This is a genomic window from Streptomyces sp. NRRL F-2664, from assembly GCF_000719345.1.
Classification (GTDB): domain Bacteria; phylum Actinomycetota; class Actinomycetes; order Streptomycetales; family Streptomycetaceae; genus Streptomyces.
Map to the genome: position 1 here is coordinate 98933 of NZ_JOFX01000016.1, position 24362 is coordinate 123294.

General features: G+C 73.1%; 19 protein-coding genes. 9 read left to right on the forward strand and 10 right to left on the reverse strand.

Annotation, left to right across the window (positions count from 1 at the left end):
* Positions 1-26 precede the first annotated feature (26 nt).
* Positions 27-959 (reverse strand): CDP-diacylglycerol diphosphatase, encoded by a 933-nt coding sequence (locus IF89_RS0116545; RefSeq protein ID WP_234327777.1) that lies wholly within the window; start codon positions 957-959, stop codon positions 27-29.
* Positions 960-1172: 213 nt separating this feature from the next.
* Between IF89_RS0116545 and IF89_RS0116550 the strand changes: the two genes are divergently transcribed.
* A complete protein-coding gene (locus IF89_RS0116550) occupies positions 1173-1817 on the forward strand; it encodes a carbonic anhydrase (RefSeq protein WP_030767777.1) in 645 nt (214 codons plus the stop codon).
* Between the two features lie 93 nt (positions 1818-1910).
* Here IF89_RS0116550 and IF89_RS0116555 read toward each other — a convergent pair whose 3' ends face one another.
* Positions 1911-2855, reverse strand: a complete 945-nt coding sequence (locus IF89_RS0116555; RefSeq protein ID WP_158717872.1) for a glycoside hydrolase family 16 protein — start codon at positions 2853-2855, stop codon at positions 1911-1913.
* Positions 2856-3190: 335 nt separating this feature from the next.
* Here IF89_RS0116555 and IF89_RS49060 point away from each other — a divergent pair, with 335 nt between their 5' ends.
* The 3 genes from IF89_RS49060 to IF89_RS38035 all read left to right on the forward strand — a co-directional run bounded on the left by IF89_RS49060 (position 3191) and on the right by IF89_RS38035 (position 7340).
* A complete protein-coding gene (locus tag IF89_RS49060; protein WP_030767781.1) occupies positions 3191-3679 on the forward strand; it encodes a hypothetical protein in 489 nt (162 codons plus the stop codon).
* Between the two features lie 86 nt (positions 3680-3765).
* Positions 3766-5922: a bifunctional polysaccharide deacetylase/glycosyltransferase family 2 protein gene (locus IF89_RS0116565; protein WP_030767782.1), complete on the forward strand. Its 2157-nt coding sequence runs from the start codon at positions 3766-3768 to the stop codon at positions 5920-5922.
* Positions 5919-7340 carry an acyltransferase family protein gene (locus IF89_RS38035; protein ID WP_267882104.1) on the forward strand — a complete coding sequence of 474 codons (1422 nt, stop codon included), beginning with the start codon at positions 5919-5921 and terminating at the stop codon, positions 7338-7340. Before IF89_RS0116565 ends, IF89_RS38035 begins: the two co-directional genes overlap by 4 nt.
* A 16-nt stretch (positions 7341-7356) precedes the next feature.
* On the opposite strand, the gene IF89_RS0116575 is transcribed toward IF89_RS38035, so the two are convergent.
* Positions 7357-7926 carry a DM13 domain-containing protein gene (locus IF89_RS0116575; protein ID WP_199820514.1) on the reverse strand — a complete coding sequence of 190 codons (570 nt, stop codon included), beginning with the start codon at positions 7924-7926 and terminating at the stop codon, positions 7357-7359.
* Positions 7927-8086: 160 nt separating this feature from the next.
* On the opposite strand from IF89_RS0116575, the gene IF89_RS0116580 reads away from it, so the two are divergent.
* The gene (locus tag IF89_RS0116580; protein ID WP_030767787.1) at positions 8087-9040 is read left to right on the forward strand and encodes an SDR family oxidoreductase; all 954 of its coding nucleotides are present in this window, start codon (positions 8087-8089) and stop codon (positions 9038-9040) included.
* On the opposite strand, the gene IF89_RS0116585 is transcribed toward IF89_RS0116580, so the two are convergent.
* Both IF89_RS0116585 and IF89_RS0116590 read right to left on the reverse strand, forming a co-directional pair.
* The gene (locus tag IF89_RS0116585) at positions 9031-10086 is read right to left on the reverse strand and encodes a helix-turn-helix transcriptional regulator (RefSeq protein ID WP_030767789.1); all 1056 of its coding nucleotides are present in this window, start codon (positions 10084-10086) and stop codon (positions 9031-9033) included. The two genes, IF89_RS0116580 and IF89_RS0116585, sit on opposite strands and share 10 nt — an antisense overlap.
* A 64-nt stretch (positions 10087-10150) precedes the next feature.
* Complete coding sequence (locus IF89_RS0116590) at positions 10151-11101, reverse strand: 5'-nucleotidase (RefSeq protein WP_030767791.1); 951 nt, start codon at positions 11099-11101, stop codon at positions 10151-10153.
* A 247-nt stretch (positions 11102-11348) separates the two neighbouring features.
* Here IF89_RS0116590 and IF89_RS0116595 point away from each other — a divergent pair, with 247 nt between their 5' ends.
* The 4 genes from IF89_RS0116595 to IF89_RS0116610 all read left to right on the forward strand — a co-directional run bounded on the left by IF89_RS0116595 (position 11349) and on the right by IF89_RS0116610 (position 15260).
* Positions 11349-11633 (forward strand): hypothetical protein, encoded by a 285-nt coding sequence (locus tag IF89_RS0116595; RefSeq protein WP_030767794.1) that lies wholly within the window; start codon positions 11349-11351, stop codon positions 11631-11633.
* Between the two features lie 246 nt (positions 11634-11879).
* A complete protein-coding gene (locus tag IF89_RS47015) occupies positions 11880-12035 on the forward strand; it encodes a hypothetical protein (protein WP_199820515.1) in 156 nt (51 codons plus the stop codon).
* A 203-nt stretch (positions 12036-12238) separates the two neighbouring features.
* Positions 12239-14857 (forward strand): rifamycin-inactivating phosphotransferase, encoded by a 2619-nt coding sequence (rph, locus tag IF89_RS0116605; protein ID WP_030767798.1) that lies wholly within the window; start codon positions 12239-12241, stop codon positions 14855-14857.
* An 85-nt stretch (positions 14858-14942) separates the two neighbouring features.
* Positions 14943-15260 carry a hypothetical protein gene (locus tag IF89_RS0116610; RefSeq protein ID WP_030767800.1) on the forward strand — a complete coding sequence of 106 codons (318 nt, stop codon included), beginning with the start codon at positions 14943-14945 and terminating at the stop codon, positions 15258-15260.
* Positions 15261-15269: 9 nt separating this feature from the next.
* On the opposite strand, the gene IF89_RS0116615 is transcribed toward IF89_RS0116610, so the two are convergent.
* The 5 genes from IF89_RS0116615 to recQ form a co-directional block, all read right to left on the reverse strand.
* Entirely contained in the window at positions 15270-18173 is a 2904-nt protein-coding gene (locus IF89_RS0116615) for an NHLP bacteriocin export ABC transporter permease/ATPase subunit (RefSeq protein ID WP_051807123.1), read from the reverse strand.
* A gap of 1 nt (position 18174) precedes the next feature.
* Entirely contained in the window at positions 18175-20451 is a 2277-nt protein-coding gene (locus tag IF89_RS0116620; RefSeq protein ID WP_199820516.1) for an NHLP family bacteriocin export ABC transporter peptidase/permease/ATPase subunit, read from the reverse strand.
* Positions 20448-21254, reverse strand: a complete 807-nt coding sequence (locus IF89_RS0116625; RefSeq protein ID WP_030767808.1) for an HlyD family efflux transporter periplasmic adaptor subunit — start codon at positions 21252-21254, stop codon at positions 20448-20450. The genes IF89_RS0116620 and IF89_RS0116625 overlap by 4 nt, the downstream gene beginning before the upstream one ends.
* A 99-nt stretch (positions 21255-21353) precedes the next feature.
* The gene (locus IF89_RS0116630; protein WP_030767811.1) at positions 21354-21593 is read right to left on the reverse strand and encodes a hypothetical protein; all 240 of its coding nucleotides are present in this window, start codon (positions 21591-21593) and stop codon (positions 21354-21356) included.
* A gap of 459 nt (positions 21594-22052) precedes the next feature.
* Complete coding sequence (gene recQ, locus IF89_RS0116635) at positions 22053-24086, reverse strand: DNA helicase RecQ (protein ID WP_030767814.1); 2034 nt, start codon at positions 24084-24086, stop codon at positions 22053-22055.
* Between the last annotated feature and the right edge of the window lie 276 nt (positions 24087-24362).

The window sequence follows — 24362 nt, forward strand, 5'->3', positions numbered from 1 at the left end:
GACCTGCGTCCCCGCATCCTCGGGGATCAGGTGTAGACGAGCAGGTGGTCGCAGGTGTTCGTACCGGAAGGGAGCGAGGAGTCGCTGCTCAGGGCGTAGAAGCTCCCCGTGAATCCGGTCGCCGTGACCTTCGGGACGACGATCAGTGTCTGTCCCGCCATGTCCAGACCGAACCTCCGCACCACGTTCACGTTCAGCAGCTCGAAGAGGTTCTGTGCGAGCGAGTCGAGCCGCAGGACCCGGTAGGTCCGGTCGCCCGATCCCAGCTTCCCCGTCACCAGCGCCTGGTACTGCGTGTCACCCCACTGCGACGGGTGCAGGGCCACGCGCCCCGATGCTTCGAGGGCCTGCAGCCGCAGCTGCGTGCTGGTCTGGATGCCGGCCATGTGGAGGTGCAGCTGGTTGAGCTGTCGGGCGCTCCGGGAGTTGACCCCCAGACCCGTGTAGCGGTACCGGACGGGGACGTCCCCTCCCGGGCGGCCGGTCTCCCATGCCTCGTGCCAGTAGTTCGCCGCGTTCGGCGACACGAGGAACGGGCACTCGATGCCGGTGATCCGGCAGCTGGGCAGGAGGAGGTAGTTGTTCTGGGACTCCGGTCTGCCGTGCAGCACCACGTAGTTCGGCTCCGTCTTGAGGCAGTTGGGCCGCTGCCCGGACGGCGGGACGATCCCCTGCGTGCAGTACTGCACGTCCTGCCACAGCGGGTCGGTGTCGGCGGGGCTGCCGCAGAGGCCCTGGAGCTGCGAGGGAGGGCACGGGGCCTGACCGGTTCCGGGCGGCGGTGGTGTGGGGTCCGTCGGGCAGGGGCAGCAGGGCGGGTCCCCTGCGGCAGGGCCCGGCCGGGGCGCCGCGGCCGCGCCCCCGGCGGTGCCGGTCAGCAGCGCCCCCGCACCCAGGGCGCCGGAGAGGGCCACGAAGTGGCGCCGGGGCATGTCGTTCGTCGTGCCGGGGTGCTTCACAGGTGCGCGCTCCGATGGTCGGCGACCGCTGGTCCCCGAACAAAGTAGGCGGTCGGCGGGCTCTTTCCCGGTAGGGAGAAGACGGAGCAGCAGCCGTTGCGCCGGATGGCCGCAGGCATCCGTCCCGCCGCGACCCGCCGCGACCCGCCGCGACCGCGACGCGGCCTCCCGCCCGGTCGCGCGGCGCCGGGGCGCAGGTCGTACGCTGCGGCCATGAGCGACATACAGACACCCACGCCCCGTGACGCCCTCGAGATGCTGCTGGGCGGGAACCAGCGTTTCGTCGCCGGGACCCCGGAGCACCCCAACCAGGACGCCGCCCGCCGCACCGAGACCGTGCCGGCGCAGAACCCGTTCGCCGTGATCTTCGGCTGTTCCGACTCCCGCCTCGCGGCGGAGATCATCTTCGACCGCGGGCTCGGCGACCTGTTCGTGGTCCGTACGGCCGGCCACGTGGCCGGCCCGGAGGTGCTCGGCAGCATCGAGTACGGGGCGAGCGTGCTCGGTGCCCCCCTGGTGGTCGTACTCGGCCACGACGCGTGCGGTGCGGTTGCGGCAACCCGTTCGGCCGTCGAGGACGGGACGGCCGCGGGCGGCTACGTGCGGGACGTCATCGAGCGGGTCACCCCCAGCGTCCTGGCGGCCCGCGCCGCCGGGCACACCGAGGACGCCGACTTCATCGCCGCGCACATCCGGCTCACGGTCGACCTCCTGCTGGAGCGCTCCCGCGTCCTGGCGGAGGAGGTCGAGGCCGGCCGTATGGCGGTGGTGGGCCTGTCGTACCGGCTGGCCGACGGCACGGCCCGGGTGGTCACCGCGCGCGGCCTGGACCCCGTCCTGGCCGGGGTCGCTTCCTGACCGTCCGGCAGCCCGTCCCGCGGCCCGGCGCTGCCCGGTACGAGGTGTCGTACCGGGCAGCGGGGCCGTGGGGGGCCGGGGCGAGGGCGGTGGTCAGGCCTTCGGCACGGTGTTGACGTAGTCGGTGCCCGCTCCGTGGAAGCCGTCCACCGTCTTCTGGACGTCCGCCGGGGAAACGGCTTCGTCGGCCTTGTGGTAGACCCAGTCGACCTTCATGTCCCAGGTGCGCGGACCGCTGCCGGTGAAGGGCAGGTCGATGAACCAGTTGCTGAAGTGGATGTCCATCTTCTCGCGCGGGACGTACTTGCCGGAGCTGGTGAACAGCTCCTTGCCGTCCAGGGAGTAGGTGACCTTCCCGTTCATGGCGGTGATCATCAGGACGTGCCAGCCGCCGAGGCGCTGCCGGGTCGTGTGGCTGACCCGGTCCGGCGGGTCGGCCCGGTACCAGCTGACGTTGTCGAGCCGCGGACCCGCGGAGCCCCAGCCGCCGTTCGGCAGGTACTCGAAGTCCAGCTCGCTGTAGGCGTCCGAGGCGTCCGAGGGGGAGATCGGGAAGAAGGTCTGCACGACGTGGTCGCCGTTGCGGCCGCTCGCGGGCTTGTCGCCGAAGTGGACCCGGGCGGCGTAGGTCCCGGTGAAGAGGTTCTTCCCGGTGCCCTGCACCTCGACCTGGCTGGTGCCCTGCGGGGTGCCGTCGGTGGAGGACCGCAGGTGCAGGACCGTGCCCCCCTGGGCGGCCGGGTCCGTGGGGAAGGAGGCGCCCGTGGTGGCCCAGGTGTCCTTGATGCCCGGGCCGCCCCCGTCGGTACGCACCTCCCAGCCGTGGGCGGCGAGTGAGGGGTCGTCCGCGCCGGTGTAGCGGAAGGTGTCGAACAGTGTTCCCGGCGGACCGGACGGGGTCGGCGAGGCGCTGGGGGCGGGCCCTGAGGCATCGTCGGCGGGGCCGCCCCCGGAACACGCGGCGAGCACGCTCAACAGGGCGGGCAGCGTGAGCGCGGTCCACACGCGGCGACGAGGGGTGCGGCGAGGCTGGCTCACACGGGCTCCTTGGGACGTTGAGGCGGCCTGCGGGCAGGCGGGCACGGGCAGGGGCGCCGGGCCGGTTCCCGGACACGCGGTCCGCGGGGGGTCACCGGCTGGTGCGACGAGGGGATGAGGGCGTCATCCTAAGGCGCCCGCATCCCGGCCGTACGCCGGCGGTCCTACTAACCGGTACGACTCATTCCGTTTCGATCTGGTCACGACCGCCCGGTAGATCGTCTTATATCCGTGCAACCGGCCCATGTCGCTCCCGGCCGGTGCACTAGCGTTCGCCCTGCGATCCCGCGGTCTACGTACCCTGCACTGAAAGGCTTCGCAAGGTGCGCCCAGCCATGCCTCCCGACCGACGTGGATCGGAACCCCCGAACCGGCCCGACACGTCCGGGTCGGGCTTCGAGGAACCCGCCCCGGCACCGGTGTTCGTCGACCAGTCCGGTCTGCGCGGGCGGCTGCTGCGCGGTCTCGGCTGGCCGGTCTCCGTCATCGGCGCGGTTCTGGCGGTCGCCATGGGCAGCAGCCTGATCGGCATGCAGGCGGACGCCCCGGCGATGAGCATCCCGGTGCAGCCGTCGCGCGCCCCCCAGCCGTCGCCGGCTCCCGCGTCCGCGTCGGCGGCGTCGCCCGCGCCCCGTACGGGCACGCGGTCGACGAGTCCGGGGGCGAAGGCCACGGCCGCGGCCAAGGCCCCGGCCGGCGCGTCCTCGGCCGCGACGCCCAGGGCCACCGCCGGCCCGTCGAAGGCATCGGCCCCCGCGCCGAGGCCCGCGACCACCGGGCAGCGCGGGGCCAAGCCGTCGGGCCGCCCGACCAAGCAGCCCTGACCCAGCGGTCCCCCCGGCGCCCCGGCCGCCGGTCCCCGGTCCCGGCCGGCACCCCCTCCCCCTGCACCACCGTCACCAGGAGCGTCATGTCCCGCCATCAGCGCCGCCGGCAGTCCCCGCTGAGGCCGCGCCGACTGGCCGCACCGCCCCTGCGCTTCTTCATGCCGCTGTCCCTGCTGGCCTGCCTGCTGGCCCTGCTCGTCCTGCGCGGCCTGGCCACCAACGAGGCGTTCCACGACTCCCGGATCGCGATCTCGGTCGACAAGACGACCGTGCCGGGCCACCTCCTCAAGGGCGGCCCGGTCATCGACGCCCGCGGCGCCAGGAACGAGCACCCCGTCAGCTACCACATCCCCGACCGCACCGCCGTCCTGAGCTTCGACGACGGCCCCTCCCCGGAGTGGACCCCGAAGATCCTCGAACTGCTCGCCTCCCGCAACGTCCGCGCGGACTTCTTCGTGACCGGCGCGATGACCACGCGCAACCCCGACCTGATCCGCCAGATCGTCGCGGGCGGCCACGAGCTGGGCGTGCACACCTTCACCCACCCCGACCTGGTGTACCAGTCCCGCGCCCGGATCAGCTGGGAGCTGGCGCAGACGCAGCTGGCGCTGGCGGGCGTCGCCGGCGTGCACAGCGCGCTGTTCCGCCCGCCCTACTCCTCCGACGCCTCCGCCATGGACGACTGGAACTACCCGGTGATCAAGTACGTGGGCGCGCGCGGCTACCTCACCGCGTTCATCGACCGCGACACCGACGACTGGAAGCGCCCCGGCGTGGACGCCATCGTGCAGGCGGCGATGCCGGCCAAGCCCGGCGCGGGCGCCCTGATCCTGCTGCACGACGCGGGTGGCGACCGTAGCCAGACCGTCGCCGCGCTCGCGCAGATCATCGACCGGCTGCAGGCCCAGGGATACCGCTTCACCACCGTCTCGGATGCGCTCGGCGCGTCCAGCGCGACCGTGCCGGTGCACGGGTTCCAGCTCTGGGCGGGGAAGGGCTACGTCTGGGCCACCCAGTTCGCCGTACTCACCCTGCCGGTCCTGGTCGGGCTGCTGGCCCTCGTCGGCTTCCTCAACTTCGGGCGGTTCGCGCTGATGCTCGTCCTCGCACCGGTCCACGCACGCCGCTCCAAACGGCGGGACGCCTGGGGACCGCCCGTCACCGAGCCGGTCACCGTGCTGGTGCCGGCCTACAACGAGCGCGAGTGCATCGCCAACACCCTCCACTCCCTGGCCGCCAGTGACCACCCGATCGAGGTGATCGTCGTCGACGACGGCTCCACCGACGGCACGGCGGACATCGTCGAGGAGATGGCCCTGCCCTTCGTCCGGCTGATACGCAAGGCCAACGGCGGCAAGTCCAGCGCGCTCAACACCGGTATCGCGGCCGCCTCGTACGACATCGTCGTGATGATGGACGGCGACACCGTCTTCGAACCGTCCACGGTGCGCGAGCTGGTCCAGCCCTTCGGCGACGCGGCCATCGGCGCCGTCGCGGGCAACGCCAAGGTCGGCAACCGCGACAGCCTGATCGGGGCCTGGCAGCACATCGAGTACGTCCTCGGCCACAACCTGGACCGCCGGATGTACGACATGCTGGGCGTCATCCCCACGATCCCCGGCGCGGTCGGCGCATTCCGCAAGGAGGCTCTGCGAAGGGTCGGCGGCATGAGCGACGACACCCTCGCCGAGGACACCGACATCACCATCGCGGTGCTCTGCGACGGCTGGCGGATCGTCTACGCCGAGCACGCCCGCGCCTGGACGGAGGCTCCCGCGAGCCTCCAGCAGCTCTGGTCCCAGCGGTACCGCTGGAGCTACGGCAGCATGCAGGCGATGTGGAAGCACCGCGGCGCCGTGACCTCCCGCGGCCCGGCCGGGCGCTTCGGCCGGGTCGGGCTGCCGCTCGTCGTGCTGTTCGGCGTGGTCGCCCCGCTGCTGGCCCCGCTGGTGGACCTGTTCCTGCTGTACGGAGTGCTCTTCGGGGACGCCCCGATCACCGTGACCAGCTGGGCCGGCTTCATCCTGCTGCAGGCCGCGCTGTCCTGGTACGCCTTCCGGCTCGACCGCGAGAAGCCCTGGCACCTGATCAGCCTGCCGATCCAGCAGCTCGTCTACCGCCAGCTGATGTACATCGTCCTGCTGCAGTCCGCCATCACCGCGATGACCGGCGGCCGGCTGCGCTGGCAGAAGCTCCGGCGGACCGGCGAGGTCGCGGTGCCGGTGGAGGCCCGACCGTGACCGCACCCCTGCACTCCGGACGCAACCAGGACACCCTCAAGCTGAGGGTTCCCCCCGTGCCGCGGCCTCAGCCGGCCTCGTCGCCCCGGGCCACGGCGTCGCCCCTGCCGGCGGCGGCGCACCAGCGGTGGCCCGAGCCGTGGGACGGACCGGGCCCCCGAACGCTTGACGCACCCGACGCACCCGACGCACCCGACGCACCCGACGCACCCGACGCACCCGACGCACCCGAGACACCGCAAGCGCCGGGGACTCCTGACGCGCAGCCCCGGCCCGCGGGCGGCCGGGACCGCTACCTCGACCTCCTGCGCGCGCTCGCGCTCGGCCGCGTCGTGCTGTACCACAACTTCGTCTGGGGCTGGCTGCCCCTCGTCTTCCCGTCGATGGGCGTGATGTTCGCCCTCGCCGGTTCGCTGATGGCCCGCTCGCTCAGCCGCCCCGCCCTCGGCGTGATCCGCGGCCGGCTGCGCCGCCTGCTGCCCCCGATGTGGCTGTTCGGCGCCGTCCTGGTCACGTTGCAGATCATCGACGGGTGGGGTCCCGACTCCGAGGGCCACCCCCACTGGTGGTGGGGCAAGATGGCCTTCTGGATCCTGCCGCTGAGCACCCCGCCGTACGCGGACGAGCTGACCGGCTTCGGGCTCGTGGAACAGTCCTGGGCCGCGCAGATCGCCGTCCCGCTCTGGTACCTCCGGGCCTACCTCTGGTACGTCCTGTTCTCTCCGCTGCTGCTCCGGGCCCTGCGCCGGCTCCCGTGGGTGACGCTGTCCACCCCGCTCGCCCTGACGATCGTGATGCACACCTTCTTCGCGGACCAGGAGTTCGTCTACTACCGGATCTGGGAGACCGCCAGTGACTTCGCCATGTTCGGCTCCTGCTGGATCCTCGGCATGGCCCACCAGCAGGGGCTCCTCAAGAGGATCCCGCAGTACGTAGTGCCGTCCGTCGCACCGCTCGTGATGGTGGCCGGCTTCTGGTACCTGCAGACCCGGCCGGTCGACCCGACCGTGCCGACCGACATCGAGGCCTGGCCGGTCGCCCAGGCCCTGTGGTCGCTCGGCTTCGTCGCCCTCCTGCTCCACATCAGCCCGTCCTGGGACCGGTGGCCCAGACCGCTGGAGCGCTGGAACGGCTTGATCGGTTTCCTCAACGCGCGCGCCGTCAGCGTCTACCTCTGGCACCAGGTGGCGCTCGTGGCGGCCATCCCGCTGATCGACCCGCTCTGGAGCGTCCCCTTCGTCTACGAGCACTTCCGCTGGCTGCTGGCAAGCCAGTGGTTCACGCTCCTGGTGGCGATCCCGCTGGCCGCACTGCTCGTGCTGGCCTTCGGCTGGGTCGAGGACGTGGCCGCCCGACGCCGCCCGCGCCTCCTGCCGTACCCCCGCCGCCCACGCGGCCGCCGCCGAGCCCGGGCCTGACACGGCGGCCCGCGGGTCAGGCCGCCGTGAGGGGCGCCGCGCCGAAGGAGACGTCGAAGCGGTCGCACCAGATGGTGACGCTGCTGTAGTCCGCCAGGTTCACCTCGGCCGGGACGTCGTAGTTCTGGTCGCCCTTGTTGCCCTTGAGCTTGCCCAGGCTGACGTGCTTCCCGTCGTCGAAGACGCGCCAGCCGGCGACGCCCTCCTTCACGGGGGCGTCGGTCAGCCAGACGTGCAGGTCCGGCCCGTTGCTGGTGTCGAGGCCCTCCAGGCGCAGGGTGCGGGATCCGTCGGGCAGGCGGATCAGCTTCGCCGTGCCCGTCGTGGTGTGCTCGTGACTGATCAGGGTGCCCTGGGCGAGGGTCTGCGGGCCGGAGGGGGCGGCGGGGCCGGTGGGCGCCGCGGAACCCGAGGGCGCCGGGGTGCGCTCGGGCGCGGCCGCCGTCGGAGACGCCTCGCTGACGGTCCGGTCCTGCCACAGCTTCCACGGCTGGAACCAGTAGGCGCCGATGCCCAGCACCACCACCGCCACCACGACCAGCGCTCCGGCCCACACACCACGCCGCTTCATGTCCGCCACCGACATCCCCACTTCCTCACCGGTCCGCTCACCCCGTTCCCCGACATTCAACGCGACGGGCACCCCGCCGCGCCACGACCGGACCGAGGACAAAGTTCTGACGCCGATTCCTCCGCCGCGGAAAAGGGTGACAGGAACTGTCCGGTTGGGCTCGCACGATGGAGGCATGAGCAACGAGGACAGGACCCACCAGCCCACCGCCCCCCTCACCGGCCGGATCGCGCTCGTCGCCGGGGCGACCCGTGGCGCAGGCCGCGCGCAGGCCGTCGAGCTCGGCCGGGCCGGTGCGACCGTGTACGTCACCGGCCGCACCACCCGGGCCCGCACCAGCGAGGTCGGGCGGACGAGCGAAACCATCGAGGAGACCGCCGAGTTGGTCACCGCTGCCGGCGGCACCGGCATCGCGGTGCCCACCGACCACCTCGACGAGGACCAGGTGCGTGCCCTCGCCGACCGGATCGACACCGAGCGGGGGCGGCTCGACGTACTCGTCAACGACCTGTGGGGAGGAGAACACCTGCTCACCGGCTCCGTCTTCGGCCGGAAGAGCTGGGAGACCCCCCTCGCCGACGGCCTGCGCATCCTGGAACTCGGCGTGCGCTCGCACGTCATCACCGCGGCCCTGCTGCTGCCCCTGCTGATCCGTTCGGACGCGCCCCTGCACGTCGAGGTCACCGACGGCACGGCGCACTACAACCGCCGCTACCGCGAGAACATGTACTACGACCTGGCCAAGAACGCCCCGATCCGGCTCGCCTTCGGGCTGGGCCAGGAACTCGCCGAGTACGGGGGCACCGCGGTCGCGGTGACGCCCGGCTTCCTGCGCTCGGAGCAGATGCTCGCGCACTTCGGTGTGACCGAGGAGAACTGGCGCGACGCGATCGCCCGTGAGCCGGCCTTCGCCGTCGCCGAGTCACCCCAGTACCTGGCCCGCGGCGTCGCCGCGCTGGCCGCCGACCCCGACCGGGCCGCCCGCTGGAACGGCAGGTCCACCTCCAGCGCCGAGCTCGCCAAGGCCTACGGAGTGCGGGATGCGGACGGCAGCCGCCCGGACGCCTGGGCGTACTTCGAGGACGTCGTCCACGGCGGGAAGGCAGGTGATCCCGAGGACTACCGCTGACCCTGCGTCCCTGCCCCGGCCCCCGGCCCCGTTCCGTAGAGCGCGGCCAGGGCCTGCGCCCGCTCACGGAAGCGGGCGCGCAGGGATGCCGGGGCGAGTACCTCGGCGTCGGCGCCGAGCCGGGCCAACTGGTCGTAGGCCACGTCCTCGGACTCCGCGGGCAGGTCCAGGGTGACCAGGCCGGCGCCGTCCGGGGCGCTCGCCGAGGCCAGCGCGTCCTCCACGGCGGCTCCGTCCACGACGGCCGGGAGCCGTCCCAGCCCCCACGAGGTCAGCCGTACCGTGACGGTGGTGCGCAGCAGCGCGCGGGCGAAGTCGTACGACCGGGCCTCCCAGTGCGCGGCCAGATCGAAGTGCGCGTCGCGTACGAACGCCTCCGGTCCGCCGGGGGCGGGCGCCAGGGCCGTGACACGGTCGACGCGGTACGTGCGCCAGCCGCCGCCGGACCCGCCCCCGTCCCCGGTGCGGAGCCGGGCCACGACGTACCAGGTGCCGGCCTTCAGCACGAGCCCGTACGGCTCCATCACCCGGGACACGGCCGCAGGCGGCGAGCCGCCCCGCCCCGGCCGCGCGTAGGACAGCTCCACGAGCCGGTCCGACCACACCGCGCGGGCCAACTCGGGCAGCAGCTCCGGCGTCGCGGGCTCGCGGAACCAGCCCGGTGCGTCGAGGTGGAAGCGGCGTACGGAGGCCTCGGCGGCCGCGCGCACGGACGGCAGCAGGGTGGCCGTCAACTTCAGCCGGGCGGTGTCCGCCGCGTCGGACAGCCCCAGGTCCCGCAGGGCGGACGGCAGTCCGGACAGGAACAGTGTCTCCGCCTCGGTCGGACGGAGCGTGGTCAGCCGGGTGCGGTAGCCCGGAGCCAGGTGGTAGCCGCCGGTGCGGCCGCGCTCGGACCGGACGGGCACACCGGCCTCCTGCAGGGCCTGCGCGTCGCGGATCACCGTCCGCTCGCAGACGTCCAGCTCGCGGGCGAGGGCGGCGGCGGTCAGGCCGGGGCTCGACTGGATCAGGAGGGCCATGCGGATCAGACGGGCGGCGCGCATGCCCCAAGCATCGCGGACCCGTCCGGAGGCAGCGCCCACCGGCCCGCCGCATCGGCCGCCGTGCTCAGCGGTCGGCCGCGGGAGGGGGTGCGTTGACGACTCCGAACGGTACGTGGACGCTGGGGGTGGCGGGCGCGGTGCCGTTCAGATGGGAGACCTGGTCGTCGAAGAAGATGTGCGGATCGAGGACGCTCATCACGGCCGCCTTGTCGATGCCGCCGAGGAAGAACGCGTCGTTGACGCGCAACCCCCACCGCTTGAGGCTCCGGACGGCGCGTTCGTGCGCGGGCGCGTCCCGGGCGGTGACCAGGGAGACCCGCAGCCGCTGCTGGTAGTCGGGCTCGTGGTGGCGCCGCGCCTCCTCGCGCCGCTGGATGCGGTTGATGCCCGCGAGGAACTCGCTCAAGGGCCCCGGATCGTGCGGCGTCGTCGCGTTGAGGACCTCGTGCGCGCGGAAACCGTCGATGCCGACGTCCTGGAAGATCCGCTCGGAGGAGTCGCTCGCCAGCACACCGTCGAAGTCGAAGGCGATGCGGAGTTCCCGGTCGTCCTCGTCGTCGACACGGGCCGTCTGCAGAACGTGCCCCGCGGGCAGCCCGTCCGCCACCGCCGTCCGCACGTCGGACCCGTCGGCGGACAGGAACAAGGACATGTTCAGCGCCCTCATGAACCGGTGCGCCGACCGGCCCTGCCGGAAGACGGCCCGGCTGATGGGCAGGCCGTGCGCGGCGATCGAGCGCATCACCCGCAGCCCGCTGTCCGGGTCGTTGCGCGAGAGGATGATGACCTCCACCAGTGGATCGCCGGGGTCGTCCGCCAGGTCGTTGAGCGACAGCAGCCGCCGGACGAAGGGGAAGGCCACACCCTTGGCGAGGACGTCGTCCGCGTGGGCCTCCTGGTGGGCCCGGTACGCGTCCTCGCCCTGTTCCCGGAACACCGCGTCGCAGTCGGCCAGGTCGAACAGGGCGCTGGACGCGATCCCGATCACCAGGCGGTCGGACAGGTCGTACCTCATGACGCCCCCTGCTGGCACTCGCGCGGGATCGGGATGCCCATCACCCGTTGGTACCTGTCGAACATACAGCCCGGCCGCGGCCGTCCGGCCGGGCGTCGGCTCGTGGCCGGGCGCCTGCGGTCGTACGGTGGACGAGACGACCGGAATCGGTCGGCACGGGCGCGACGCCAGGAAGCCGGAACACCGCGCGTCGGGCCGTGCGCCGTCCGGTCGGGTGACCGCGCACACCGAGAGCAGGTGCATCCCCTTGCGCACGACAACCCGCACGACAACCCGTATCACCGGCGTCCTTGCCGGACTGGCCCTCGCCCTCGGCGGCGCGGTCCTGACCGCTCCGGCCGCCCACGCGGACGTGACGGCCTGCATCAATCAGGTGGAACGTGAGATCCAGGGCGGCGAGGCCCCGGACTCCGTCCGCATGGCCTGCTACGTCGGGCTCACCGGCGCGCACGCAGAGTGCGTGTCCGGCCTGACCGAGAGCGGGGTCACGGACGGGACAGCGGTCGGCGCCTGCCGGGTGGCCCCCCAGTAGGGGGTGTCGGGGGCGCCGCGGAGTTTGCGGCACGGCCGGCCGGGGGCAACTGCCGTGCCTGCCGCGGGTGTTCCCGGGTGCAGCGGGCGGGTGGATCATGGCGTACGCGGCCCGCGCGACGCGCTTCACCACCCGGCGAGGACCGGCCAAAATCACCCTGAGTGTTTACGGGCGCCCACCTCGGTAACACTTCGTGTTGTGACAGGCAAGAGTGACAGGTAGTCAATGTCCGAGGGAGGCAGGAACATGAACGTCGTTACCGTGCTCGTCCTCGTCGCGGTCATCGCGGTCGTCGGTCTTCTGATCGCGGCCCCCAGCGCCCCCGTGCGCCGCAACCCCTTCCCGGGCCGGGACCGTCGGGCGGGCCTGCGCCGGTACCGTCGGGCCGACTCCGCCCGCTGAGGGCCGGGCCGCCTCCCCGGCAAGCCGGGGGCGGCCCGCTCCGGGGGCCCGTCCGCACCATCCAGGGGCCGGGAACGACAAAGGCAAGGAGAAGACGCTCTCCTTGCCACTCTCAACTTATAGCGTGACCCGGGGCTTGCCGCAAGGGCCCGGTCGGGGCGCAGAATCGTCGCCCGAGTCCCGACCGCCCCGGAGGCATTGCAGTGAACGAGCAGTACGTGTGGGACCTTCACGACGTGGACGAGACCCGGGTCGCGAGTGTCGGCGGCAAAGGCGCCCACCTGGGCGCGCTGTCGCGCATCGAAGGGGTCCGCGTGCCGGGAGGCTTCTGCGTGACCACCGCGGCCTTCCGGCGGATCGTCGAGCAGGCGCCCCGGGTCCGCGGCCTGCTCGACCGCTTGTCGCAGGCGGGCCCGGACGACCGGGAGGCGGTCCGCACGCTCAGCGCGCAGATCCGCCGGACCATCGAAGCAACCGCCGTCCCGGACGACATCACGGAGGCGATCGCCCGTGCCCTCGCCCGGTACGGCACCGGGGCCGCCTACGCGGTGCGGTCCAGTGCCACGGCCGAGGACCTGCCGACGGCCTCCTTCGCCGGCCAGCAGGACACCTATCTCAACGTCGTGGGGACCGAGGCGGTCCTCCGGCACATCAGCCGGTGCTGGGCCTCGCTGTTCACCGAGCGCGCCGTGACCTACCGCCGGCGCAACGGCATCGACGACCGCACGGTGCACATGGCCGTGGTCGTGCAGCAGATGGTCCTCCCGCACGCGTCCGGCGTGCTGTTCACGGCCGATCCGGTCACCGGCAACCGGAGGACGGCCACCGTGGACGCCGGATTCGGCCTCGGTGAAGCACTGGTCGCCGGCCTGGTGAACCCGGACGTCTTCACCGTCCGCGACGGCGAGGTCGTCGCCCGCACGGTCTCCGCCAAGCAACGTGCCCTGACCGCCCTGCCCGCCGGCGGTACGCAGGAGGTGGAGGTCGACGCGCAGCGGCAGCGGCAACCGGCGCTGACCGATGCGCAGGCGGTGCGGCTGGTCGGGCTCGGTCGGCGGATCGAAGCACATTTCGGCCGGCCGCAGGACATCGAATGGTGCCTGGTGGACGACGAGTTCAGCATCGTGCAGAGCCGGCCCATCACGACCCTGTTCCCCGTCCCGGAGCGCCGCGACCGGGCCGACCGCGTCTATGTCTCCGTCGGCCACGGGCAGATGATGACCGACCCCATGAGGGCGTTGGGGCTCTCCATGTGGCAGCTGACGGCCCTCGTGCCGATGCAGGCGGCCGGCGGAAGGCTGTTCGTGGACGTCACCCCGCGGCTGGCCACGCCCGCCGGGCGCGCCGCCCTGCTGGACGCCTTCGGGAAGGCCGACCCGCTGGTCAGGGACGCGCTGGAGACGGTGATCGGCCGCGGGGACTTCCTCCCGCCGCTCCCCGACGCGGCCCCGGGCACCGGCCCCGACCTCGGCGGGCCGCCGCCCGCCGCCGAACCGGACCCGGTCGCGACCGATCCGGCCGTCGTCACCGGGCTGATCGAGCGCAGCCGGGCGTCACTCGCGGCCCTGGAGCGCGACATCCGGACGAAGAGCGGGCCCGCACTGTTCGACTTCCTGCTGGAGTCCTTCGAGGAGCACAAGCGCGTCCTCGGTGATCCCCTCAGCATGCAGGCGATCACGGCGGGCATGGAGGCCACGTGGTGGCTCAACGACAAGCTGGGGGAGTGGCTGGGAGAGAAGAACGCCGCCGACACGCTGACGCTGTCCGCCCCCGGCAACATCACGTCGGAGATGGGACTGGCCCTGCTCGACGTCGCCGACGTCGTCCGCCCGCTGCCGGAGGTGGTGACCTTCCTGCAGGACGTGCAGGACGACGACTTCCTCGACGGGCTGGACAAGCCGGCGGGCGGCCCCGAAGCGCGCGCCGCCATCGAGGCCTATCTCGACCGCTACGGCATGCGCTGCGTCGGCGAGATCGACATCACCAGGCCGCGCTGGCGTGAACGCCCCGGCACGCTGGTGCCGGTGATCCTGGACCACGTGCGCAACTCCGAGCCGGGCGCCGCCCGGCGGCGCTTCGACCAGGGCCGGCAGCAGGCCGAGCGGAAGGAGCAGGACGTGCTCGAACGCCTGCGCGCCCTGCCGGACGGGGCGGCGAAGGCCGCCGAGACCCGGCGGATGATCGACCGGGTCCGCACCTTCATCGGGTACCGGGAGTACCCGAAGTACCACATCGTCAGCCGCTCCTTCGTCTACAAGCAGGCTCTGCTGAAGGAGGCCGACCGCCTCGTGCGGGCGGGCCTGCTGGCCGACCGGGAAGACGCCTTCCACCTCACCTTCCAAGAACTGCACGAGGTCGTGCGCTCCGCCCTGCCCGTCGATCCGCAGCTCGTCCGGCAGCGAAGGGAGGCGTTCCGGGCGTACCACGCGCTCACCCCGCCCCGGGTGCTCACCTCGGACGGCGAGGCCCTGAGCGGTGCCTACCGCCGGGACGACGTCCCCGCCGGCGCGCTGGCGGGCGTAGCGGTCTCGGCCGGGACCGTCGAGGGGCGGGCCCGGGTCGTCCTCGACATGGCGCAGGCCGATCTGGAAGCGGGCGACATCCTGGTCACGGCCTTCACCGACCCCAGCTGGTCACCGCTGTTCGTCGGGATCGCCGGCCTGGTGACCGAGGTGGGGGGCCTGATGACCCACGGTGCGGTCGTGGCCCGGGAGTACGGCCTGCCGGCGGTCGTCGGCGTGGAGCAGGCCACCCGGCTGATCCCGGACGGCCGGCGGATCCGGGTGCACGGGAGCGACGGCTTCGTCGAGATCCTGTCCTGACCGCACCGGCGGCCGCCCCCGCCGGTACATGGTCCGGCCGTTGCTGGGTAACCGCGTCCCGGGTTCGGCAGCAGGGGAGGCGCACATGGCCGGGAACGGACTGACACCGCACGAGACGGCGGTCTGGGACCAGTTGCTCGCCGAGCTCGACAGCGGACGGCGGAGCGGCCGGCGCACACGGCGCGCCGTGCGCCGGCTCGCCGGGGCAGTGCTGCTGCTCCTGGCCGCGGCCCTGATGCTCGTGGGGGGCAGCTTCTCCGGTTCCGGGTTCCTGGCATGGAGCGGCGTCATCGTCTGGGTGGGAGTCGTCCTGGCCATCTCCCACCACCACGGCCACGGCCCCCGGTTTCCCGCACGTCCGCTGCCCGGCCGGCCGGTTCCTCCCGTTCACGGTGCCGGCTGAGCGCGGTGGTCACTGCAGCTGACGGCGGACCAGGCTGTGGAAGAGCCCGTCCCGGTCGGCCAGCAGGGCGGCCGGGGGGCCCTCCTGGACGATCCGGCCGTCCGCCATCGCGACCACACGGTCGGCGTCCATGATCGTGGAGAGCCGGTGGGCGATCACGAGACGGGTGGCCCGCAGGGCGCGGGTGGATTCGATGACCACCCGTTGGGTCTCGTTGTCCAACGCACTGGTGGCCTCGTCGAGGAAGAGGATCCGCGGTCTGCGGATCAGGGCCTGGGCGAGCATCAGCCGCTGGCGCTGCCCTCCCGAGACGGTGCCGCCGCCGTCCGAGAGCATGGTGTGCATGCCCATCGGCATCGCTTCGATGTCCTCCGCCAGGCCCGCCAGCGCCGCGGCCTCCCACGCCTCCTCCAGCGAGAACGTCCCCGCGCCGCGGATGCAGTCGAGGACGGAGCCGGTGAGGGGCTGGGCGTTCTGCAGGACGACACCGCACTGGCGGCGCACGGCCGTCCGGTCGAGCGCCGCCAGGTCCTGTCCGTCGTAGAGCACGCTGCCCGAGGTCGGCTCGTCGAAGCCGATGAGGAGCCGCAGCAGTGTCGACTTCCCGCACCCGCTGGCGCCGACGATCGCGACGAACTCGCCCTGCCCGACCCGCAGGCTGACATCGTCCAGTACGAGCGGGCCTTCGTCGCCGTAGCGGTACGACACGTTCCTGGCCTCGACGGCGCCGGTCAGCACACCCGGGGCGGTACGGGAGCGGCCCACCTCGGGGGTCTCGCGCAGGAGCGGGGCGAGCTGTTCGAACATCGGCAGCACCGACGCCGCCGAGACGAGAGCCCCCGTCAGCTGGGTGACGGACGAGACGAGCATCGTCAGCGCGGTGCTGAAGGTGAGGAACTCCCCGGCGGTCAGGGAGCCCCGGGCCGGTCCGGCCAGCAGCATGAACACCACCACGGTGCACAGCGGCAGGAGGACGGCCCCGAGGGCCGTGCCGAGGTTCTGTATCCGGCCGATCCGCCGGTGCAGCTCGCGGGTACGGGCGAACTCCCGCGCCCACGCCGCGTACGCGAAGCTCTCGGCCGCCGCGACACGCAGCTTGGGCAGGCCGCGCAGGGTCTGGAACGCCTGGTTCGCGAGCCGGTGGCCCAGCGTGTTCAACCGGCGCTCGTGGCGCAGCTGCCACAACCCCAGGCCCAGGAAGACGACCGCGCCGACGGCCGGCACGGCCAGCGCAGCCATCGCCAACGGCACGCTGTGGACGAGCAGCAGCACCAGGCCGACCACACCGACCGTGGCCGCCTGCACGCACACCGGGCCGATGCCCGACAGGACACGGCGCATCGCGCTCACCCCCATCGCAGCGCCGGCCAGCTCCCCGGTGGAGCGGCCGGTGAAGTACGGGGCCGGCAGCCGCAGCAGGCGGTCCCACACCGCCGGCTGCAAGGTGGCCTCGATGCGGCCCTCCATGCGCAGCAGAGCGGTGTTCTGCAGCAGCATGAACACGGCCGAGACGACGGCGGCCGCGATCAGCGCGAACCCCGTCTGCACGATGAGGCCGTTCTCGCCCTGCGGGACGAACCGGCCGAGGACCTGGCCGGTGCCGATCGGGACCAGCGCGGCCAGGCCCACCGCGACCAGCCCGCCCAGCAGCAGGCTGCGCAGCTCGGGCAGGGTGCCGCGCAGACCGAAGCGGAGCAGGGCGGGCAGGCCCACCCGCCCGTCGGGCAGGGGCCGGTACAGCATGACGGCGCGCGGCTCGAAGGCGGCCGAGTTGCCCTTCCCGACGCGCTCGCGCGTGCCGGTGGCGGGATCGACCGCCTCGTACCGGCCGCGCCGCCACACCAGGGCGACGGGAGTGCCGTCCTTCTCCCGGCGGCCCACCAGCGGGCCGCTGTTCTCCCGCCACCAGCGCCCGACGAGCCGGACCGGTCGGGTGCGGATACGCGAGGCGAGGGCGATGCGTTCCACGGGATCCAGCTGCTCCGGCGCGGCGCCGGCGTCGCCCGGCGGGGTCAGCGTGACCCCGGCCGCGTCCGCGACGATCCGGCAGACGGCCCACGTCGCGTCCGCGTCCCCGCCCCGGTGCCGGTCCCGGCCGGGCCGGGCGATGGATGCCAGCAGGGTCCGGTCCGCCTCGGAACGAGCCGCGCGGCCCGCCTCGATCCCGGCGGCCGTGCGGTCCTCGTGGGCGCGCTCCAGCTGTTCGATCCAGTCGTCCAAGGCGTACAGCAGCCGGTACTGCTGGTCGACCATGCCCTGCCACATCGCCGTGTCGACGAGGAGGGTGCCGACCGGCTCCGCCTCGTACACGGCGCCGTACTGCACGCTGCCGGGGCTGATCCCCATCCACAGGATGTCGTCGTCGCCCCCGCCGTGGCCGGGGCCCGCGACGCCGTCCAGCGGTGCCTCGTACAGCACGCGCAGACCGCGGCCGACACCACGCGCGAAGGCGTCCTCCAGCGGGGTCGGCCCCGCCGCCGCGCCGTACTGCGCGTATCCGGGGTGCGGCGCGTGCCGGGGGGAGGGAGGGTACCCGTGGTACTGCGGGGGCTCCGGGTGGCGGAACAGCTCCCGCAGCTCGATGCGGCGCAGCCGGCAGCCCGGGAGGGGCCGTCCGACCAGGGTGTGCCCGGGGCCCTCGGCCGGGCCGAGCAGCAGGGTGCCGGGCTCCAGCCGGCCCAGGAAGTGCCAGTGCCCGGCCCGCGCGGCGTCCACGGCGAACAGGTCCATCTCGCCCGTCGCGACCAGCCACAGCACATGCGGGCCCTCCAGGGGCAGGCTGCACCCGCCCGCGCAGTCGACGGCCGTGCCCAGGGCTCCCAGTGCCGCCACGACCGGGTCGGTGGCGACCGGTGCTGCGGCATCGGCAGCCGCTTCGGGGACGGCGGCCGGGGCGTGGTGCGGGTACGTCACCTCAGTGCTCCTTGACCAGCGAGGCGTACGCGCCCCGGGCGGCGACGAGTTGTTCGTGGCGCCCGCGTTCGACGACGGTGCCCCGGTCGAGTACGACGATCTCGTCGCTGTCGCGCACCGTGCTCAGCCGGTGGGCGACGACCACGCAGGCGCAGCCGCGCCGGCGCAGGTTGTCCATGACGGTCTGCTCGGTCACCGCGTCCAGGGCGCTGGTGACCTCGTCGAGCACCAGGACGCTGGGGCGGCGCACCAGCGCGCGGGCGATCTCCAGGCGCTGGCGCTGGCCGCCGGAGAAGTTGCGGCCGTCCTGTTCGACGCGGCTGCGGATACCGCCGGGGCGGCGCGCCACCACCTCGTAGACGGCGGCGTCCTCCAGGGCGGCGACGACGGCTTCGTCCGCAATGGTCGGGTCCCACAGGGTGACGTTGTCGCGGACGGTGCCTTCGAAGAGGAAGACGTCCTGGTCGACGAAGGAGACGGAAGCGGCCAGCGCGCCGCGCGGGATGTCCTCCAGCCGCATCCCGTCGATGCGGATGGCGCCCGCCCACGGGGTGTGCAGGCCCGAGATCAGCCGCGAGACGGTGGATTTGCCGCTGCCGGAGCCGCCGACGAGCGCGACCTGCCGACCGGGCCCGACCGAAAGCGACAGCCCCTCGAACAGCGGTGGGTCCAGCGGGCTGTAGCCGAAGGTGACGCCCTCCAGCTCCACGTGCCCCCTCAGGCGCCGGGTCGAGGCCGCGGCCTCGCGCCGGGCATGGACCGGGTCGACCGGGAAGTCCTCGACGTCGCGCAGGCGGGCGACGTCGGCCGCGAAGTCCTGGATCCGGCCGGCGACGCCGCCCAGTCGGGAGAGGGGCGCGGTGAAGCTGGTCACCAGGGCCTGGAAGGCGACGAGCAGGCCGACGGTGAGGTGCCCCTCCACCGCCCGCAGGCCGCCGATCGTCAGGATGAGCGCGCTGTTGAATGCCGCCAGGGTGGGCGCGACGATCGCCAGCCACGCGCCGGGAACGCCGAGCCGCTGCTGGACGTCGAGGGTGACGGCGTGCTGGCCGGCCCAGCGGCGGAAGAAGCCGTTCTCGCCGCCCGTGGCCTTCATCGTCTCGATGAGCTGGAGACCGCCGTACGAGGTGTTGGTCAGCCGGGCGGTCTCGGCGCGCAGCTTGCGGGTGCCAGTGGCCCGCACCCGCACCGCGATGCGCAGGGCGACCAGGTTGAGCAGCGCCACGGCCACGCCGACGAGCGTGAGCTGCGGATCGTATGTCCACAGCAGTACCGCGTAGAGCACGATCACGACGGCGTCCACCGCCGCCGCGGACAGGTCCCGGGCGAGGGTCGCGGCGATCGTGTCGTTGGACTGCAGGCGCTGCACCAGGTCGGCCGGGTTGCGCTGGGAGTAGAAGGAGACCGGCAGCCGGAGCAGGTGGCGGAAGAACCGCGCACTGCCCAGCGTCGAGGAGATGATGTGCCCGCGCAGCAGATTGGCATGGAGCAGCCCGGTGAGGACGGCGGTGAGGACCAGGGCGAGGGCCATCGAGGCGAAAAGCACGCCCAGCAGGGACGTCTGCTGCCCGATGAGGAACATGTCGATGTACGTGCGGCTCAACGCCGGCACCGACACCCCGACCACGACCAGCAGGAGGCTGTAGACCACGGCGGCGGCCAGGGTGCCCGAAGTACCCCGCAACCGGGCCGGCATGCCGCCCAGGACACCGGGCCTGCGGCCTCCGCGGCGGAAGCCGTCACCGGGCTCGAAGGTGAGGACCACACCCGTGAAGCTCGTGTCGAACTCCTCCATCGGGACGAACCGGCGCCCCTTGCCCGGGTCGTTGACGTACACGCCCCGCCGCCCGAAGCGGCGGGCGGTGCCCTCGTAGACGACGTAGTGGTTGAACTCCCAGAACAGGACGGCCGGGCCGCGCACCCCGGCGAGGGCGGCCAGGTCCATCTGCATGCCCTTGGCCTTGAGGCCGTAGCCGCGGGCGGCCTTGAGCAGATTGCTCGCGCGGGAGCCGTCGCGGGACACACCGCAGGCGATGCGCAGTTCTTCGAGGGGGACGAAGCGGCCGTGGTGGCCGAGCACCATGGCCAGGGCGGCGGCGCCGCACTCGACGGCCTCCATCTGCAGCACCGTGGGGGTGCGCACGGGCCGGGGCGTACGCATTCCGGCCGCGGAGGCCGGTGCGCGCCCGCGGCGGGAGCCGCGCCGGGGCCCGGGGCGGTCGCGCCGGCGTCCGGCGGGCGGCAGCTGCGGGGGCCTCCTCCTGCGCGGCGCGCTCATGGCAGCAGCCAGTCGACGGGGCGCTGCGCGGCGAGGCGGACGGCGCCGGTGACCGGTGTCCGGGAGTCGACGGTGTGGGGCGGCCCGTCCGCGGAGGACCACCGGTAGCCGGACGCGGTGCCGGGGGAGCGCTCCAGCCGCACGACCACGGCGACCGGGCTGCCGTGGCGGGAGAAGCGTTCGGCGAGCCCGCCGTCGCCGAGGAACCCGGCGATCTGAGCCTGTGTCAGGGGCGCGCGGCCGACTGCCGCGACACGTCCGCGCAGCATGCCGAACCGCTGCCGGGGGACGGACTGCACGCTCAGGTCGACGGGCGCGCCCACCGGGATCTCGGGGCCGCTGCTCCCCGGCACGTACAGCACGGCCACCAGCGGGTCCTGCGGGTTGTCCACGCGCTCGAAGGTGGCCACGTCCGCGCCGGTGGCGACGACCGAGCCCACCTTGGCCACCAGTGTCGTCAGGCGCCCGCCGGTCACCGCCCGCACCGGTCGTTCGCCCTGCTCCGTACGGACGGTGAGCAGGGGTGCGCCGGCGGCCAGCACCTGGCCCTCCTCGGCGAGGACGGCCGTCACCTGCCCGGCGAGCGGGGTCTGGAGCACGTAACTGCCCTCGGCACGGGTGAGGATGCCCGGCGCGCTCAGCCTTGACGACACGGTGCCGGTGCACGCCCAGTGGCCCGCGACCGCCATGACGACGACGGTCACGGCCAGGACGAGTCGTCCTTGGGGGCGCGCGAGGCGAACGGGCAGATCGAGTTCTTCGGGCGATTGCAGCTTGGAAAGAGCCTTTTGGCGAAACTGCACGGACCATTCCTTCGACTGCATGCGAAACGGTGGGGCAAAGGGGCAGCCGTGAACCCCGGAGCCGTGGGGGAAGCTCCGGGGCTCATCGGGATGTCCCGATCAGAAACCGGCGCGACCGGCGTTCACGGAAACACCGGTGATGCCCGTGGCGAGGCCGGGTACGTGGGAGACGATGCCCGTCGCCGCCTGGACGGTGTCGAGGGAGCCGACGACACCCACGACGGTGTTGACGTCGCTGGTCACGGCGCCGGCCAGGCCGCCGGACACGCTGATGATGCCGCCGGAGACGGCGTCCAGCTCGGTGTCGTCGATCTCACGGGTCTCGATGTCGTTGCGCATGGCGCACCTTTCCATGGGGGGAGGAATTCACCGCGGCAACCTCTGTCCGGTGCCGCGATGCGAGAGATGTAAGCACGCGAACGGGCCGCCCACCCAATTCCGTTGACCGGCCATCACGGGCGGAGGAAAGCCTTTCGCGGCGGACGTGCAGCTTGATTCACCGAATGGTGGCGAGATCTTCACGGGATCGAGTAACAGATACGGGCCGTGTGCTGGCGCGGGGGAACGCATCGGGGCGAACCGGTCGAGAACGCCAGGGTCGGCCGGACCGGTCGAAGCGGCCGGATGGGCCGCCTGTCGAGATCGCGGACACGATGTGCAGGTTTCCGCCGGACGCAGCGCGTGACGGTCCGGCCACACCTGGTGCGCGTACGGGGAAGGGCCGGGCCGTCAGGTGACGGCCCGGCCCCATCGGGTGTCCGGTCGAACGGGCCGCCTGCGGGCGGCGGAGCCGGTGGATCAGCGCCAGTCGTCGTCCCCGGGAGGCGGAGGCATCTCGTCCGCGTCGAAGGGCGGCTCGTCGAACGGCGGCTCGTCGTGCAACGGACCGGAAGGGGCTGGTCCGGAAGGCGCCGGACCGGAAGCAGCGGCGGGAACGGCAGGAGCGGCGGCCCCGGCCGCAGCCGGGACCGCGGCGGCCGCGCCGCATCCCGCCAGGGTGTCCAGGACGCCCTGCGCGTACTTGGCCAGCTTGGCCTCGCCCACGCCGCCCACGGTGGCCAGCTCCTCCTCCGTGGCCGGCAGACGCGTCGCGATCTCCCGCAGCGTCGCGTCGTGGAAGACGACGTACGCCGGTACACCCTGCTCCTTCGCCGTCTCTGCCCGCCAGGCGCGCAGCGCCAGGAACACCGGCTCGGCGCCGGCCGGCAGGTCGACCGGCACGCGGGCGCCCTTCCCCGAGCGGGCCCCGCCCTCCTTGCGCGAGGGCGAGGCGGGCGCCTTCTCCTTGCGCATCGGCACGCTGCGGCGGCCGCCGAGCACCTCGCCGCTGCCCTCCGTCAGCACGAGCGTCCCGTAGTCGCCCTCCACCGCCAGGAGCCCCTGCGCCAACAACTGGCGCACCACGCCGCGCCACTCCGCCGTGCCCAGGTCCGCCCCGACGCCGAACACCGACAGCGCGTCGTGGTCGAACTGGATGACCTTGGCCGTCTTCTTGCCCTGCAGGATGTCGATGATCTGGCCCGCGCCGAACTTCTGCCGCCGCTCCTTCGCCAGCCGCCACACCGTCGACAGCAGCTTCTGCGCGGCGACCGTCCCGTCCCAGGACTCGCCCGGCGTCAGGCACGTGTCGCAGTTGCCGCACGGCGAGCCGGTCTGTCCGAAGTAGGCCAGGAGGCGCATCCGGCGGCACTCGACCGTCTCGCACAGCGCCAGCATGGCGTCCAGGTGCATGCCCAGCGAGCGTCGGTGCGCCTCGTCCCCCTCGGAACCGTCGATGAGCTTGCGCTGCTGCACCACGTCCTGCAGGCCGTACGCCAGCCAAGCCGTGGCGGGCTCGCCGTCGCGGCCTGCGCGGCCGGTCTCCTGGTAGTAGCCCTCGACGGACTTCGGGAGGTCCAGGTGGGCCACGAACCGCACGTCCGGCTTGTCGATGCCCATGCCGAAGGCGATCGTGGCCACCACCACGACCCCCTCCTCCCGCAGGAACCGGGCCTGGTTCGCCGCGCGCGCCCGGGCGTCCATACCGGCGTGGTAGGGCACGGCGTCGATGCCCTGCTCCACCAGGGCGGCCGCGGTCTTCTCCACGGAGGCCCGGGAGAGGCAGTACACGACCCCGGCGTCCCCCGCGTGCTCGGTGCGGATCAGGTCCAGCAGCTGCTTGAGCGGGTTGTTCTTGGGGACGATGCGGTACTGGATGTTCGGCCGGTCGAAGCTGGCGACGAAGTGCCGGGCGTCCTCCAGGCCGAGCCGCGCCACGATCTCCGCGTGAGTGGCCTTGGTGGCCGTCGCGGTCAGTGCGATCCGCGGCACCTTGGGCCAGCGCTCGTGCAGCATGGACAGCGCGAGGTAGTCGGGGCGGAAGTCGTGACCCCACTGGGCGACGCAGTGCGCCTCGTCGATCGCGAAGACGGACACCCGGCCGCGGTCCAGCAGCCGCTGGGCGCTCTCCGTCCGCAGCCGCTCGGGGGCGAGGTAGAGCAGGTCCAGCTCGTCGGCGAGGAAGGCCTGCTCCACGGCCTGCCGCTCGTACGGGTCCTGCGTCGAGTTCAGGAATCCGGCCCGCACCCCGAGTGCGTTGAGCGCGTTCACCTGGTCCTGCATGAGCGCGATGAGCGGCGAGATCACGACGCCCGTACCGTCTCTGACCAGCGCCGGGATCTGGTAGCAGAGCGACTTGCCGCCACCGGTCGGCATCAGCACGAGCGCGTCGCCGCCGCTGACGACCTGCTCGATGATCTCCTCCTGCTCGCCGCGGAAGGAGTCGTATCCGAACACGCGGTGCAGCACCTGCAGAGCGTCGGAGGTATCGGGGGAAGTGTCCGGAAGGGCCATCCGAGAAGCCTAGCGGCACGCGCCGACACGCCGGGGCCGTCCTGTGGAGAACCGGCGGGGCCGCCCGCACGGGGGCCGCGGCGGGCCCGGGAGGGGCGGGCGCCGGGGCGGGGGGACGGCCCGCCCGTACCCCCGCCCCGGCGCCCGGGGCCCGGACGGCCCCGCCCGGGGTCAGTTCACGCGCTCGACGCGGGCCCGCCGGATGAGGTTCTTGCCGGGTTCGCGGACCTTGTCGAAGGCGGCGTTGTTGAGCAGGACGCAGCTGCCGGAGGGGCC